This window comes from Pseudomonas sp. GW822-FHT04H02, assembly GCF_058800645.1.
Window position 1 is genome coordinate 819,872 of sequence record NZ_JBXAMM010000001.1, and the last position, 15,749, is coordinate 835,620.

Annotated in this window: 10 protein-coding genes; 1 reads left to right on the top strand and 9 read right to left on the bottom strand. The window is 66.4% G+C overall.

Annotation, left to right across the window (positions count from 1 at the left end):
• Positions 1 to 96: 96 nt before the first annotated feature.
• From AC1RMG_RS03960 to AC1RMG_RS03990, 7 genes are all read right to left on the bottom strand, one after another.
• Positions 97 to 1,731 carry a BatD family protein gene (locus AC1RMG_RS03960; RefSeq protein ID WP_493168412.1) on the bottom strand — a complete coding sequence of 545 codons (1,635 nt, stop codon included), beginning with the start codon at positions 1,729 to 1,731 and terminating at the stop codon, positions 97 to 99.
• On the bottom strand, positions 1,728 to 3,473 hold the full coding sequence (locus AC1RMG_RS03965) for a tetratricopeptide repeat protein (protein WP_493168414.1): 1,746 nt from the start codon (positions 3,471 to 3,473) through the stop codon (positions 1,728 to 1,730). The genes AC1RMG_RS03960 and AC1RMG_RS03965 overlap by 4 nt, the downstream gene beginning before the upstream one ends.
• On the bottom strand, positions 3,470 to 4,546 hold the full coding sequence (locus AC1RMG_RS03970; protein ID WP_011061030.1) for a vWA domain-containing protein: 1,077 nt from the start codon (positions 4,544 to 4,546) through the stop codon (positions 3,470 to 3,472). Before AC1RMG_RS03970 ends, AC1RMG_RS03965 begins: the two co-directional genes overlap by 4 nt.
• Complete coding sequence (locus AC1RMG_RS03975; RefSeq protein WP_011061031.1) at positions 4,539 to 5,033, bottom strand: DUF4381 domain-containing protein; 495 nt, start codon at positions 5,031 to 5,033, stop codon at positions 4,539 to 4,541. The genes AC1RMG_RS03970 and AC1RMG_RS03975 overlap by 8 nt, the downstream gene beginning before the upstream one ends.
• Positions 5,030 to 5,971: a DUF58 domain-containing protein gene (locus AC1RMG_RS03980; protein WP_011061032.1), complete on the bottom strand. Its 942-nt coding sequence runs from the start codon at positions 5,969 to 5,971 to the stop codon at positions 5,030 to 5,032. Before AC1RMG_RS03980 ends, AC1RMG_RS03975 begins: the two co-directional genes overlap by 4 nt.
• 5 nt (positions 5,972 to 5,976) lie before the next feature.
• Complete coding sequence (locus AC1RMG_RS03985) at positions 5,977 to 6,936, bottom strand: AAA family ATPase (protein WP_003218556.1); 960 nt, start codon at positions 6,934 to 6,936, stop codon at positions 5,977 to 5,979.
• 478 nt (positions 6,937 to 7,414) lie between these two features.
• Complete coding sequence (locus AC1RMG_RS03990) at positions 7,415 to 7,771, bottom strand: hypothetical protein (RefSeq protein ID WP_019094865.1); 357 nt, start codon at positions 7,769 to 7,771, stop codon at positions 7,415 to 7,417.
• Positions 7,772 to 8,318: 547 nt separating this feature from the next.
• On the opposite strand from AC1RMG_RS03990, the gene AC1RMG_RS03995 reads away from it, so the two are divergent.
• A complete protein-coding gene (locus tag AC1RMG_RS03995) occupies positions 8,319 to 13,178 on the top strand; it encodes an NAD-glutamate dehydrogenase (RefSeq protein WP_011061034.1) in 4,860 nt (1,619 codons plus the stop codon).
• 97 nt (positions 13,179 to 13,275) lie between these two features.
• On the opposite strand, the gene AC1RMG_RS04000 is transcribed toward AC1RMG_RS03995, so the two are convergent.
• Both AC1RMG_RS04000 and AC1RMG_RS04005 read right to left on the bottom strand, forming a co-directional pair.
• Positions 13,276 to 13,998, bottom strand: coding sequence for a DUF4377 domain-containing protein (locus AC1RMG_RS04000; RefSeq protein WP_493168416.1), 723 nt, complete (start codon positions 13,996 to 13,998; stop codon positions 13,276 to 13,278).
• A 366-nt stretch (positions 13,999 to 14,364) separates the two neighbouring features.
• A complete protein-coding gene (locus tag AC1RMG_RS04005; protein ID WP_015635426.1) occupies positions 14,365 to 15,729 on the bottom strand; it encodes an ArnT family glycosyltransferase in 1,365 nt (454 codons plus the stop codon).
• Positions 15,730 to 15,749: the final 20 nt, after the last annotated feature.

The window sequence follows — 15,749 nt, forward strand, 5'->3', positions numbered from 1 at the left end:
CGCCAGCGAACAGGCCCGCCCAGGCGCGGCATGGCTTACGGGGCTTTTCGCCGGCAAGCCGGCTCCTGCGGGGGAGGGGGCTGCGCGAAGCGCCGGTTACTTGGGGTACAGCGGCGGCAGGCTGGTGGTGTCCGTCACCGGGTCCTGGACCCGTTCGTCGATCGGGATGGCGCGTATCGCTCGCCACAGTTCCTCGCCCTGCCAGTACTGGCCGGTCTCGCTGTAGAGCGCGCCGTTGAGGCCGTCCAGGGCGTCGGACAGCGGCACGAAGCGCGCGGCCATTTCGGCCAGGGTTTCGGGCTGCTGTCGGGCCCAGGCGTCCAGGGCCTGGCGGGTGGCCTGGGGGTCGTTGGCCTGGCAGGCACGCTTGAGGTCGTCCAGCAGCGAGCGCGGGCTGGGGCCGGTCTGGGTGGCGCGCAGCACCGCCGGCTGCCAGCGGGCGCGCCACCACAGGCCGAAGCCCAGCAGGGTGGTGCAAGCCAGCAGCAGGGTGCTCAGTTGCCACAGCCACAGGTTGCCGCCGTCGGGCCCGGCCGGGGCGTTGCCTGCCGGGGCGTCCACCACCAGGCTCGGGTTGTTCGCCACCTGCAGGGCCCGCGCCGGCAGGCTGGTGCTTTCCAGGCGGTCTTCGACGGTGTTCCACCAGGTCACTTCAATGGCGGGCAGTTCGACGTTGCCGGGGCGGGTGGGCACCAGCGCCTGGCGGTCTTCGCGAATGCCCAGAAGGCCCTGTTCAACGTGCTGGTTGCTCAATTGCGGCTGGTCCGGGTAGCTGCGCAGGCCATTGACGTCGGCCAGGGGCAGCGGCGGCAACTGGGCGCTGGACAGGCCTTCGGCGCGCAGGGTCAGGCTGCGGGTCAGGGAGTCTCCGACCTGAGGGTGCTCGGGCTCCGGGTTCCAGCTTTCGCTCAGGCTCAGGCTGCGGGCCGGCAGCCAGGGCGCGTCGGCCGGGTAGGTGGCGGGCTTGGCCTTGACCTGCAGGCTGATGTCACTGGAGCTGACGTGGATCAGCTTGCCGGCCCGGGGCGTCTGCGAGCTGGTTTCCTGGCCCGGGTCCGGGTTGGCCAGGGTGGCGCTGAAGGTCAGCGCGGGAATCTGCAACGGCCCGCTGCGCTGGGGATAGAGCGCGTAGCGCATCTCGATCACCCCGTGGCGCACGCCATTGATGAGCTTTTCGTAGGTGCGCGGCTCGCCCAGCTGTTCCACCCGGGTGTCGCTCAGCAGCAGCGGGCTCAGGCTGCTGTCGTCGAACAGCGGCACCGAGTGGTAGATGTGCAGGGTCAGCAGGGCCTGGGCCTGGACATAGACGCTGGGCTGGTCGAGCTCGGCTTCGATGAACACCGGTTCCAGGCGGGCGTTCTGGTCCTGGGCCGGGCTGGTGTTGACCTGCAGGCTCAGGGGCTGGCTCTGCAGGCTGCCCAGTTGCAGCGGGGCGATTTCCAGGGTGCCGGTATGGCGCGGCAGCAGGGTGACGATCCAGCGGGTACTGGCGTGGTTGTCCCCCAGGCCGTTGAGCTGGTTGACCTGGCGTGTGCCGCGCACCTCGAATTGTGCCTCCAGGGGCGCCAGGTCCGGCTTGCCGAACTGGGTGACATCGGTGGACTCCAGGGTCAGCTCGACGGTTTCCCCGGAATTGACCTGGCTGCGGTCCAGGCTGGCGAGCAGGCCGGCAGCCTGGGACTGGCCAGTGCAGAACGCGAGGGCAAGCAGTAGGGCGGTGCAGCGGGTCATCGAGTTTTTCCCTGATCCTGATGTTGTTGCTGTTCGTACCAGAATTTGCGCCTGAGCAATTCACCCGGGTCGTCGGGGATCTTGCGCAGCCATTGTTCCAGCGCCTGCTGGTGTTCAGCGTCCAGGCTGTCCTCCACCGGGCGCAGCGGGGTGGTGGTGTGCTGGTCGTCCAGCTCGCTGCCGGGCACTTCACTGTGGCCGGCGGCCTGTGGATCCGGCGGCGGCGTGTCGCCTTCGTTGGCCGGCGTCTGTGCCGGGTCCTGCGGGCCATCGCTGCCCGGTGGTGGCTGGGTGGCCGCGCCGCTGGGGCCCGGGCGGGTGTCGTCGCCTTCGGGGGTGTCCGGCTTCTTCGCCGGTGGCGGTGTTTGCGCCTGGGCCTGTTGCTGTTGCAGCAGGCTTTCCACCAGGGCCTTGTTCTGCAACGCCGGTTGCAGGTCCGGCTGGCGTTCCAGGGCCTGCTCGTAGGCGTCGATGGCGGCTTCCAGCTCGCCGCTGCGGGCCAGGGCGTTACCGCGATTGTAGTGGGCGCGGGCGTCGTTGCCCTCGGCGAAACGCTCGGCGGCGGCAGTGTAGTTGCCGGCTTCGTACAAGGCCACGCCTTGCCATTGCGGGTCCTGGAAATGCCGCGCGGCCTCCGCCGGGCGCTGCTGTTGCAGAAGCCGCTGGCCCTGCTGGTCGGGGCGCAGCCACAGGTCATTGAAGTCGAAGGCGTAGCTCGGTTGCGGCACGGCGAACAGCAGCAGGGGCAGGCAGAACAGCCAGCCCCGGCGCCCAGCGCAGGCGGCCAGCAGCAACAGCGGCAGCAGCAGCCAGTAGCCCTGGTCGGCCCAGGTATCCAGGCGCAGGGTCTGGCCGTCGCTGCGCAGGCCTTGCGGGCCGCCCAGCAGGCCCAGGCCGCGCAGGTCGCTGTCGTCCAGGCGCGCCTGGCGGTAGCGCCCGCCCACGTCGCCGATGAAGTGCTTGAGGTCCGGGCTGTCCAGGCGCGATACCAGGATCGCGCCCTGGTCGTCCTTGAGGTAGCTGCCGTCTTCCAGGGCCACCGGGGCGCCGTCGCGGCTGCCGAAGCCGAGCATCAGCAACTGCGGCGCGTCGCCCTTGAGCGCCTGGCGGATGCCCTGGCGTTCCTCTTCGTTGAGGGAGGAGGCCATCAGTAGCACCCGGCCCTGGCCCAGGGCCCCCTGGTCCAGCAGCTTCAGGGCCTTGAGCAGGGCCAGGTCGGCGCGCTGGCCGGCCTGGGGCATGATCGATGGCTTGAGGGCGTCCAGCAGGTTGCGGCTGGTGGCCAGGTCATCGGACAGCGGCACCAGGGTGTGGGCGCTGCCGGCGTAGACCACGATGGCGGTCTGCGCGTCGCTGCGCAGTTGCAACAGGTCCAGCAGCTTGTGCCGGGCCTGCTCCAGGCGATCGGGCGGCACGTCGTTGGCGAGCATCTGCGGGGTCAGCTCCAGCAGCACCACCAGCGGGTCGGCGGGTTTCTGGCTGGTCTGTTCCACCCGCTGCCAGCTGGGGCCCAGCAGGGCCAGCACCGCCAGCAGCCAGGCCAGGCCCAGGGCCACCCAGGGCAGCTTGCTTTCGCGGCCATTGCCGCCGCTGAGCAGGGCGGCGTGAAAGGCCGGGGGCAGGATCATCTGCCAGCGCCCGGCCCGTTTCTGCCGGTGCCAGAGCTTCCACAGCAGCAGCGCCAGCAGGGGCAGCACCAGCAACCAGCCAGGGCGGAACCAATGGGGCCAGAGGCTGATCATCGACGCCTCCGCAAGCGCAGGCGCTTGAGCCGCTGGCGCCAGTCATGGGCAGGCAGCAGGAAGTTCGACTGGGTGAAGAAGCGTTGCAGCGGGTTCTGCGGCCAGCGCTCGCGCAGCACCAGCAGCACGCTGAGCAGCAACGCCGTGGCCAGGGGCCAGTGGTACAGGGCCTGGGCCGGGCGTGCCTGGGTCGGTTGCTGGGCCACCGGTTCCAGTTGGTCGAGGGTTTGCTTGATCGCTTGCAGCTCCTGGCCGTCCCGGGCGCGGAAGTAGCGCCCGCCAGTGACTTGCGCCAGCTCCTTGAGGGCCGGTTCGTCCAGGTCCAGGCTCGGGTTGATGCCCAGCACGCCGAGGGTGGCGCTCTGTTCCGGGTCGGCGCCGATGCCGATGGGGTAGATCTTCACCCCTTCCTCGGCGGCCAGCCGGGCGGCGGTGATGGGGGCGATCTCGCCGCCGTTGTTGGCGCCGTCGGTGACCAGGATCAGCACCCGGCTCTGGGCCGGGCGCTGGCGCAGGCGCTTGAGGGCCAGGCCGATGGCATCGCCGATGGCGGTGTTCTTGCCGGCGATGCCGATCTTCGCTTCATCCAGCCAGACCCGCACCGTGTGCCGGTCGAAGGTCAGGGGCGCCTGCAGGTAGGCCTTGCTGCCGAACAGGATCAGGCCCACCCGATCGCCTTCGCGGTGTTCGAGAAAGTCCCCCAGCAGGTGCTTGACCAGGTTCAGGCGGCTGACGTCCTCGTCCTGCCATTGCATGTCGGGGAAATCCATGGAGCCGGAAACGTCCACCGCCACCAGCAGGTCGCGGCCGCTGGCGGCCACCGGCAAGGGGTCGCCCAGCCATTGCGGGCGCGCGGCGGCCAACAGCAGCAGGAGCCAGAGCAGGATGAAACGTACCTGCTGGCGCCAGGCCGGCAGGTGGGCGCGGGCCCGGCGCTTGGACAGGCCTTCCAGGTCACTGAGAAAACTCACTTTCAGCGCCGGCTCGCCGCTGTCGGCCACCGGCAGCACCAGGCGCAGCAGCCAGGGCAGCGGCAGCAGGACGAAGACCCAGGGCCAGGCGAACTCAAACATGCTTGCGAATCCAGGTGTCCACCGCCTGGGTCAGGCCGGCGATGGCTTTGTCGTCGAGCTTGCACTCGGGCTTGTAGGCGCCTTCCACCAGCACCATCCAGCGGGTCAGGCCGGCGGCCGGGCAACGGTTGTCGAGGAACGCCAGCCATTTGCGCCCGTTCAGGGTGTGGCTCTGGCTGTAGGGGTAATGGTTGCGGCACAGGCGCTTGAGCAGGGCATTCAAGGCCTGCAGCCAGGCGCCGGCGGGGGCACCGTCATAGGGCTTGGGCAGCAGCGCCAGTTCTGCCAGGGCGGCCAGGCGCACCGGGTCCAGGGGCTGCTCGCTGCGGGCGCGCACGGCCTTGCGCGGCCACAGGTGGCGCCAGTGCCAGAGGGCCAGGCCCAGCAGCGGCAGCAGGATCGCCAGCAGCCACCAGCCAGGGGCCGGTGGCCACAGGCTGACGGCGGGCGGCGGCAGCAGCGGTTGCAGTTGTTCCAGGCTGCTCATCGGCCGGCTCCGGGGCGCTGCGGGTTGAGGTACTCGCGCAGCTGCTCGACCATCTCGCTCTGGGTGCTCAGGGGCATCAGCAGCACCCGCAGCTTTTGCGCCAGGCGTTCCCAGCGGGCGATGCGCGCTTCGCTCATGGCGCGGTAGGCCTGGCGCAGGTCGTAGTTCAGGGTGTCCAGTTCCAGCTGGGCGCCGCGTTCGGCAAAGCGCAGCAGGCCGGCGGCGGGCAGGGCGTGGTCCAGCGGGTCGGAAAGGGGCATCAACAGCAGGTCGCAATGGCGCGACAGCAGGCTCAGTTGCTGCTCGGCGGCGTCGCTCAGGGCGCGTTCGTCGCAGATCACGATCACCAGGCTGCCGGGACGCAGGACTTCGCGCCCGCGCAGCAGCGCGGTGCCCAGGGCGTCGCGCTGGGGCCGGGCTTCGCTGTGCAGCGACTGGTTGACCCGCACCAGGCGGTTGAGCAGCTGCAACAGGCTCTGCTTGCTGCGCCGCGGCTTGATCTCGTAGTGCTCGTCGTCGCCGTAGACCAGCCCGCCGACCCGGTCGTTATGGCCCAGGGCGGCCCAGCCGATCAGGCTCGCGGCCTGGGCGGCGAGCACCGACTTGAACATCAGCCCCGAGCCGAAGAACAGCTGGCGGCTCTGTTCCACCATGATGAAGATCGGCCGCTCGCGCTCTTCGTGGAACAGCTTGGTGTGCGGTTCCTGGGTGCGCGCGGTAACCCGCCAGTCGATGGTGCGCACGTCGTCGCCGGCCTGGTAGACCCGCACCTGGTCGAAGTCCACGCCGCGCCCGCGCAGCTTGGAGTGGTGCAGGCCGATCAGCGGGCTGCGCTGGCTGGGGGTGGAGAACAGCTGCACCTCGCGCACGCGATGGCGCATCTCGATCAGCTCGCCGAGGGTGATGCGAATGCCGGGTTCGGCAACGGGCTGGGTCATGGGCTTCAGGCGACGGCAACGACGTCGAGGATGCGCTGTACCACACGGTCCTGGTCGATGCCGGCCGCTTCAGCCTCGAAGGACAGGATGATGCGGTGGCGCAGTACGTCGAACAGCACGGCCTGGATGTCTTCGGGGCTGACGAAGTCGCGGCCGGCGAGCCAGGCGTGGGCCCGGGCGCAGCGGTCCAGGGCGATGGAACCGCGGGGGCTGGCGCCGTAGGCGATCCACTCGGCCATCTCCGGGTCGAACTTGGCCGGGGTGCGGGTGGCCATCACCAGTTGCACCAGGTATTCCTCCACCGCATCGGCCATGTACAGGCCGAGGATTTCCTTGCGTGCGGCGAAGATCGCCTGCTGGCTGACCCGGCGCTCGGGCTTGGTTTCGCCGTTCAGGGCTTCGCCACGGGCCTGCTGGAGGATCCGCCGCTCCACCGCGGCGTCCGGGAAGCCGATCTTGACGTGCATCAGGAAGCGGTCGAGCTGGGCTTCGGGCAGCGGGTAGGTGCCTTCCTGCTCGATGGGGTTCTGGGTCGCCATCACCAGGAACAGCGGCGACAGTTCATAGGTGCTGCGCCCGACGCTGACCTGGCGCTCGGCCATGGCTTCGAGCAGGGCCGACTGGACCTTGGCCGGAGCGCGGTTGATTTCGTCCGCCAGCACCAGGTTGTGGAAGATCGGGCCTTGCTGGAACACGAAGCTGCCGGTTTCCGGGCGATAGATCTCGGTGCCGGTGATGTCGGCGGGCAGCAGGTCGGGGGTGAACTGGATCCGATGGAATTGCGCTTCAATGCCTTCGGCCAACTCCTTGATGGCCTTGGTCTTGGCCAGCCCCGGAGCGCCCTCGACCAGCATGTGGCCGTCGGCGAGCAGGGCGATGAGCAAGCGCTCGATGAGTTTTTCCTGGCCGAGAATCTGCGTTGAAAGAAAGGTTCGCAGCGCCAAAAGCGCTTCACGATGTTCCATCGGTGACTGTTCCTGGAGAGGGTGCGCCCCGGGCGTTGAGGGAACGTCGGGGCTGGGGGCGATACTTTAATCCATAGCGGGGGTCGGCGACTAACGGGGAAAACCTGATTTGGCGAATTAGTCGAAAAAAATCCGTGTTTTATTCAGCACCACGCGCACCCCCGGTAGGAGCCGGCTTGCCGGCGAAGAGGCCGGCAAGGTTTGCGGCGGGGCCGAAGATGCCTTCGCTGGCAAGCCAGCTCCTACGGTCGGGCGCGGTGTTGGGGCTCTGGTAGGAGCCGGCTTGCCGGCGAAGGGGCCGGCAGGGTTTGCGGCGGGGCCGAAGACGCCTTCGCTGGCAAGCCAGCTCCTACGCTCGGGCGCGGTGCTGGGGTTCTGGTAGGAGCCGGCTTGCCGGCGAAGGGGCCGGCAAGGTTTGCGGCGGGGCCGAAGACGCCTTCGCAGGCAAGCCAGCTCCTACCGGGAAGGGCACTGTCGCTCAGGACAGCTGGCTGATGTAGGTGCCGGTGCCCTTGAGGATGTTCTGCAGGGTTTCCTCCACTTCGGCCAGGTCCGAGGCAGCGGTGCTGTGGCGGATCTCCAGGTGGTCGGCGCCGTTCAGGGCGTCGGCGTCGGCCGCGGCGATTTCGATCAGCAGGGTGGTGGGGCTCAGGGTCACCTTGACGCCATCGAGGGTCGAGGGCTCGCCGTCGAGGGTGATCTCCAGTTCGTCTTCGTCCGGGTAGCGGCTCATCAGGAACATCTCGCCCTGGGTGCTGTGGCAGCAGAGCATGGCCATGTTGTCTTCTTCGTCGTCGCATGGGTTGGCGATCAGGTGGGCGGTGGTCATGTGCATGGGGGCATTCCTGAGAGAGTGGCCGGGCGGGCAGAAAGGAAACAATTCTGCCAGCCCGATGGAATTTCTGCTGGCTTGTCTGTCAGAGAACAGGTCGTGAACACAATCGCTGCGGCAGTCACTTTTGGTACGCAAGTACCGTGAATCCGGGGAAAAAAACCGGTTTTTCCACCGCGGCTGCTAGTGTTGCTCAAAGCGTGAGCGTTCTGCTGCGTGCCGTTGACCGAATATGTCGCAGCATCGCAAGCAGCTGTCACATCGCACTCGTTAAGCTGCGCAGCGGACAATTTGTTCTTAGTGCAATAGGTTGCGTCTGATTTGTGATGGTCACCTGTAAAGGCATTGCGCTCGGTTTCCCGGCAAGCGTCAGTCGTTTTTGCAGATGCCCATCCCCGGAAGGTGAATGTGACCTGTGCGTCTCGTCCAGCTTCACCCACCTGTCATCCTGCTACCTCTGCCCGAGACCAGGAGCAGGATGCAGCACCGCCCCGCGAGGGGTTTGCACGCGACGCTTCCATCAATAACAAGCCCAAGCGGAGTACCACAGATGGCGTTCTTCACCGCAGCCAGCAAAGCCGACTTCCAGCACCAACTGCAAGCGGCACTGGCGCAGCACATCAGTGAACAGGCACTGCCACAAGTGGCGCTGTTCGCTGAACAATTCTTCGGCATCATTTCCCTGGACGAACTCACCCAGCGTCGCATGTCCGACCTGGCGGGCTGCACCCTTTCTGCCTGGCGCCTGCTTGAGCGCTTCGACCACGGGCAACCGCAGGTCCGCGTCTACAACCCCGATTACGAACGCCATGGCTGGCAGTCGACCCACACTGCTGTGGAAGTCCTGCACCACGACCTGCCGTTTTTGGTGGACTCGGTACGCACCGAGCTCAACCGTCGCGGCTACAGCATCCACACCCTGCAGACCACCGTGCTCAGCGTACGTCGTGGCAGCAAGGGCGAGCTGCTGGAAATCCTGCCCAAGGGCACCCAGGGCGAAGGCATCCAGCAAGAGTCGCTGATGTACCTGGAGATCGACCGTTGCGCCAACGCCGCCGAACTCAGCGTGCTGGGCAAGGAGCTGGAACAGGTACTGGGCGAAGTGCGGGTCGCCGTGGCCGACTTCGAGCCGATGAAGGCCAAGGTCCAGGAACTGATCCAGAGCATCGACAACAGCCAGTTCCCGATCGCCGCCGAAGAAAAGACCGAGATCAAGAGCTTCCTCGAATGGCTGGTGGGCAACCACTTCACCTTCCTCGGCTATGAAGAATTCGTGGTCGGCGCCGACCAGGACGGCGGGCATATCGAATATGACCCGAACTCCTTCCTCGGCCTGGCCAAGCTACTGCGCGCCGGCCTGACCAGCGATGACCTGCGCATCGAAGACTACGCCGTCAACTACCTGCGCGAACCGACGCCGCTGTCCTTCGCCAAGGCCGCGCACCCGAGCCGCGTGCACCGTCCGGCCTACCCGGATTTCGTCTCGATCCGCCAGATCGATGCCGACGGCAAGGTCATCAAGGAGTGCCGCTTCATGGGCCTGTACACCTCTTCGGTGTACGGCGAAAGCGTGCGGGTGATTCCTTACATCCGCCGCAAGGTCGAAGCCATCGAGCAGCGCTCGGGCTTCCAGGCCAAGGCGCACCTGGGCAAGGAACTGGCCCAGGTCCTGGAAGTGCTGCCCCGCGATGATCTGTTCCAGACCCCGGTGGACGAGCTGTTCAGCACCGTGATGTCCATCGTGCAGATCCAGGAACGCAACAAGATCCGCGTGTTCCTGCGCAAAGACCCCTACGGTCGTTTCTGCTACTGCCTGGCCTACGTGCCGCGCGACATCTATTCCACCGAAGTGCGGCAGAAGATCCAGCAAGTGCTGATGGATCGCCTGCAAGCCACTGACTGCGAGTTCTGGACCTTCTTCTCCGAGTCGGTGCTGGCCCGTGTGCAGTTGATCCTGCGGGTGGACCCGAAACAGCGCATCGACATCGATCCGCTGCTGCTGGAAAAAGAAGTGGTGCAGGCCTGCCGCAGCTGGCAGGACGACTACGCCAGCCTGGTGGTGGAAAGCTTCGGCGAAGCCCACGGCACCAATGTGCTGGCGGACTTCCCCAAAGGCTTCCCGGCCGGCTACCGCGAGCGCTTCGCTGCCCATTCGGCGGTGGTGGACATGCAGCACCTGCTGAGCCTCACCGAAGCCAACCCGCTGGTGATGAGCTTCTACCAGCCCCTGGGCCAGGTCTCCGGCCAGCGCGAGCTGCACTGCAAGCTGTACCACGCCGACACCCCGCTGGCGCTGTCCGACGTGCTGCCGATCCTGGAAAACCTCGGCCTGCGCGTGCTGGGCGAATTCCCGTACCGCCTGCGTCACAACAATGGCCGTGAGTTCTGGATCCACGACTTCGCCTTCACCGCCGCCGAAGGCCTGGACCTGGACATCCAGCAGCTCAACGACACGCTGCAGGACGCCTTCGTCCATATCGTGCGCGGCGATGCCGAGAACGATGCCTTCAACCGCCTGGTGCTGACCGCCGGCCTGCCATGGCGCGACGTGGCGCTGCTGCGTGCCTACGCCCGCTACCTGAAGCAGATCCGCCTGGGCTTCGACCTGGGCTACATCGCCAGCACCCTGAACAACCACACCGACATCGCCCGCGAGTTGACCCGGTTGTTCAAGACCCGCTTCTACCTGGCGCGCAAGCTCACCAGCGACGACCTGGAAGACAAGCAGCAGCGTCTGGAGCAGGCGATCCTCACCGCCCTGGACGACGTCCAGGTGCTCAACGAAGACCGCATCCTGCGGCGCTACCTGGACCTGATCAAGGCCACCCTGCGCACCAACTTCTACCAGACCGACGCCAACGGCCAGAACAAGTCCTACTTCAGCTTCAAGTTCAACCCGCACCTGATCCCCGAGCTGCCCAAGCCGGTGCCCAAGTTCGAAATCTTCGTCTACTCGCCGCGTGTCGAAGGCGTGCACCTGCGCTTCGGCAACGTTGCCCGTGGCGGCCTGCGCTGGTCCGACCGTGAAGAAGACTTCCGCACCGAAGTCCTGGGCCTGGTCAAAGCCCAGCAAGTGAAGAACTCGGTGATCGTGCCAGTCGGTGCGAAGGGCGGCTTCCTGCCGCGTCGCCTGCCACTGGGCGGCAGCCGGGACGAGATCGCGGCCGAGGGCATCGCCTGCTACCGCATCTTCATCTCCGGCCTGCTGGACATCACCGACAACCTGAAGGACGGCGCCCTGGTGCCGCCGGCCAACGTCGTGCGCCATGACGACGATGACCCCTACCTGGTGGTCGCGGCGGACAAGGGCACTGCGACCTTCTCCGACATCGCCAACGGCATTGCCATCGACTACGGCTTCTGGCTGGGTGACGCCTTCGCCTCTGGCGGTTCGGCCGGTTACGACCATAAGAAGATGGGCATCACCGCCAAGGGCGCGTGGGTTGGCGTGCAGCGCCACTTCCGCGAGCGCGGCATCAATGTCCAGGAAGACAGCATCACCGTGGTCGGCGTCGGCGACATGGCCGGCGACGTGTTCGGCAACGGCTTGCTGATGTCCGACAAGCTGCAACTGGTGGCGGCGTTCAACCACCTGCACATCTTCATCGACCCGAACCCGGATCCGGCCACCAGCTTCGTCGAGCGCCAGCGCATGTTCGCGCTGCCGCGTTCGGCCTGGAGCGACTACGACACCAGCATCATGTCCGAAGGCGGCGGTATCTTCTCCCGTAGCGCCAAGAGCATCGCCATCTCGCCGCAGATGAAAGAGCGCTTCGACATCCAGGCCGACAAGCTGACCCCGACCGAGCTGCTCAACGCCTTGCTCAAGGCGCCGGTGGACCTGCTGTGGAACGGTGGTATCGGCACCTACGTCAAGGCCAGCACCGAGAGCCACGCCGATGTCGGCGACAAGGCCAACGACGCCCTGCGCGTCAACGGCAACGAGCTGCGCTGCAAGGTGGTGGGCGAGGGCGGCAACCTGGGCATGACCCAGCTGGGTCGTGTGGAGTTCGGCCTCAATGGCGGCGGTTCCAACACCGACTTCATCGACAACGCCGGTGGCGTGGACTGCTCCGACCACGAAGTGAACATCAAGATCCTGCTCAACGAAGTGGTGCAGGCCGGTGACATGACCGACAAGCAGCGCAACCAGCTGCTGGCGAGCATGACCGACGAAGTCGGCGGCCTGGTGCTGGGCAACAACTACAAGCAGACCCAGGCCCTGTCCCTGGCTGCGCGCCGTGCCTACGAGCGTGCCGCCGAGTACAAGCGCCTGATGAGCGACCTGGAAGGCCGTGGCAAACTGGACCGCGCCATCGAGTACCTGCCGACCGAGGAGCAGCTCACCGAGCGCGCCGCCACCGGCAAGGGCCTGACCCGTCCGGAACTGTCGGTGCTGATTTCCTACAGCAAGATCGACCTCAAGGAAGCCCTGCTCAAGTCCCTGGTACCGGATGACGACTACCTGACCCGTGACATGGAGACCGCGTTCCCGCCAAGCCTGGTGGCCAAGTTCTCCGAGGCCATGCGTCGCCATCGTCTCAAGCGCGAGATCGTCAGCACCCAGATCGCCAACGACCTGGTCAACCACATGGGCATCACCTTCGTGCAGCGCCTGAAGGAGTCCACCGGCATGAGCCCGGCGAACGTCGCCGGTGCCTATGTGATCGTGCGGGACATCTTCCACCTCCCGCACTGGTTCCGTCAGATCGAAGCCCTGGACCACCAGGTTTCGGCTGAAGTGCAACTGGCGTTGATGGACGAGCTGATGCGCCTGGGCCGTCGTGCCACCCGCTGGTTCCTGCGCAGCCGGCGCAACGAGCAGGATGCGGCGCGTGACGTTGCGCACTTCGGTCCGCACCTGGCGGCGCTGGGCCTGAAGCTCGACGAGCTGCTCGAAGGCCCGACCCGCGAGGGCTGGCAAGCCCGTTACACCGCCTATGTCGAAGCCGGTGTGCCGGAGTTGCTGGCGCGCATGGTTGCAGGCACTACTCACCTGTACACCCTGCTGCCGATCATCGAGGCCGCTGATGTGACCGGCCACGATGCGGCGGAAGTGGCCAAGGCCTACTTCGCCGTGGGCAGTGCCCTCGACCTGCCGTGGTACCTGCAGCAGATCAGCGATCTGCCGGTGGCCAACAACTGGCAGGCGGCGGCGCGCGAAGCCTTCCGCGATGACGTGGACTGGCAGCAGCGGGCGATCACCATCAAGGTCCTGCAGATGGCCGATGCGCCGGATGACATGGAGGCCCGCGTGGCTCTGTGGCTGGAGCAGAACGCGAGCATGGCCGATCGCTGGCGCGCCATGATGGTGGAAATCCGTGCCGCCAGCGGCACCGACTACGCCATGTATGCGGTGGCCAACCGCGAGTTGCTGGACCTGGCCATGAGCGGTCAGTCGGTGCTGTAACGGCCTGACCCCGCCCAGAACCAAAAAAGCCCCGTATCTTGCGATACGGGGCTTTTTTATTGCCTGCCGGTTTGTGTCGGCTGGCGGGTGGCTCGGCTCAGTGGGCCGCCGAGGCGTCCTGCTCGACCACCATGTCCAGCACATAGACGCTGGACGGGGCATCGGCGGGTGCATTCTTCCACTCGTACTGCTTGACCCGCAGCACATTGCGCACGCCGTCCTGGTGCTCGTAGCCCTCGATGGACTGGTACAGCGGGTGCCAGGTGTCCTGGGTCGGCAGTTGCAGGCCGGCGTCGTCGTAGCGGCGCTCACGCACTTGCAGGCACTGGAAGTCGGGGATCAGCGGGTGGCTGCACTTGACGGTCTTGGCCGCCACTTCCAGGAAGCGGGTCTGGCCCTGGCTGCCGTAGCGGGTTTCCGGGGTGGGCTGGCCTTCGAACGTGAGCAGGGTGTCGTCCTGGGTGGCCAGTTGCAGGGTCGGGGTCGACTGGTCGCCGCCGAAGGTGGTGCGCAGGTCGCCCTTGAGCAGGTTGGCGATTTGTGCGTCCAGGGCCATCAGTTTCGGCTCGCAGGCCATCAGGGTGGCGGCCAGTGGCTGTACCTTGAGCACGCCATTTTCATGCTGGAAGCCGCCGAACTGGCGGTTGCAGCCGCCGCTGATGCTCAGGTTCTGCCCGGCGAAGGTCAGGCGCAGCTGGCGCTCGATGCCCTTGTCCAGGGCGGCGACGGGCTTGCCCGCCGCATCGCGGGCCGCAACCAGCTGCCAGTAGTAGGCGGACAGCGCAGGCTGGGCGCTGACGGAGGCAGTACTGGCGGGCATGGAAGAAGATCCTTCAGGGGTGGTGGAAGCCGGGGTGCAGGCCTGGAGCAGGGCGGCACAGACGGATACGAGGAGGATGTTTTGCTTCATGGTTCGCTCTTTCAGCCTTGATGGAGTATGGCCTGCCGCATGGGGGGCAGGCCCAGGCCGGTAACCTGTGGCGGTGAGGTCGTCGGGCCAGTGCTGCGTGGGCCGCAAGCCGCCGCAGGGCGACCTCCGCCGTTACCGATTGCGATGTGACAGCACTGTGCCAGTTCGGTTTCATCGTCGGGGGGCCCCGGGAGTGTTACCAAATCTTGCACGCTGCCGGTGAGCGCCGTTGCCTGCTTCCGGCCGGGCGCTGCGGGCCAGGTGTGGACGCCCGCCTTACCAGAACCAGTAAGGCAGGAATTTGGGAGTGGGTTCTTTGGCCAGTTCCAGATGATAGGTGATGGCGTTGAAGAAGAACCCATCCAGCAAGAGAAAGGCCGCCACGCCGAATGCCAGGACGATGACCTCGTAATGCCGGTGCCCGGTGTACTGCCGGCCGATCCAGTAGCGCACGCCGCTGAGCAGGGCAAAGCTTGAAAACACCCCGGCGAAGTCGGGCTGCAGGGGGCGGGCGGCAAAGCTGTTGTAGCCGAGCACCAGCAGCGCCAGGAACGCGCCGATGGCCGGCAGGTTCAGGCACAGGCGCAGCAGGCGTCTGCGGGTGGCGCTGAACAGGCCGTTGGGGTCGATGAAGATATAGGCCGCCAGCAGGGAAATGGCCGGGGTGATGGACAGCACGTAACGCGCCTTCTTCGAGTTGGGGATGGTGAAGAACACAATCAGCACCACGAACCAGGCGCCCAGGTGCAGCAGCAGGCGCGGCGCCGACAGCGACGGGGCGCCGAGCCACTGGCGGCCGCTCCTGGCCATCACGCAGAGGGCGTAGAACGCCGTGAAGCTGTAGGTGATCAGCCCGGCGCTGAAGTAGAAGTAGTAGCGCGGCGAGTGATCGCTGGCGATCCGGCCCAGGCCCTGCATCTCCAGCACTTGCTGCATGAAGGCATCGCCGCCCTGCACGTGGGCGGCCCAGGCCAGTAGCGCGACCCCGGCGGCGAACAGCAGGCCGCTCACCAGCGAGAACCCGACCAGGGTTCGCCACTGCCGGCTCAGCAGGTAATAGCTGCCGACCACCAGTGCCGGGCCGATCATGCCGATCGGCCCGCGCAGGGCAAAGCCCAGGATCAGGCCGAGGAACACCAGCGCCAGGCGTCCGCGCTGCTGCTTGAGGTCGGCGGAGTAGGCCAGGTAGAAGCAGCCTGCGGTGATCAGGGCGGGGTAGATGTCCAGAGCCAGGGAGTTGACGCTATCCACGAAGGCCCAGGTGAACAGCGCAAAGAGCACGCCGCACAGGCCCCATTTGCGCTCATGCAGGGCCCCCAGCTTGTAGATGAACACCAGCATCAGCGACGCAGCGATGCAGAAGGGCAGGCCCATCGACAGCACGGACAGCTGGCCGAAGGGCAGCGACGCCAGATAGACCAGCACCGTGTTGGCAATGGTGTAGTCGGGGTAGGGCTGCAGATCGTCGGCAATGGGGAACAGCGTCATGCCGTGCTGCAGCATGTAGTCGGCAAAGTCGACGAAGCGCGTGGTGTAGTTGAGGACTGCCGGTTTGTACTGCAGCGCCATGAACAGCGCGAGGGCAATCAGGAAAATGCTTTGGCAGGGGCGCTGCAGGATCAGCTTTTTATAGTCTTCCATGCGTCCAACACGCAAAAAAA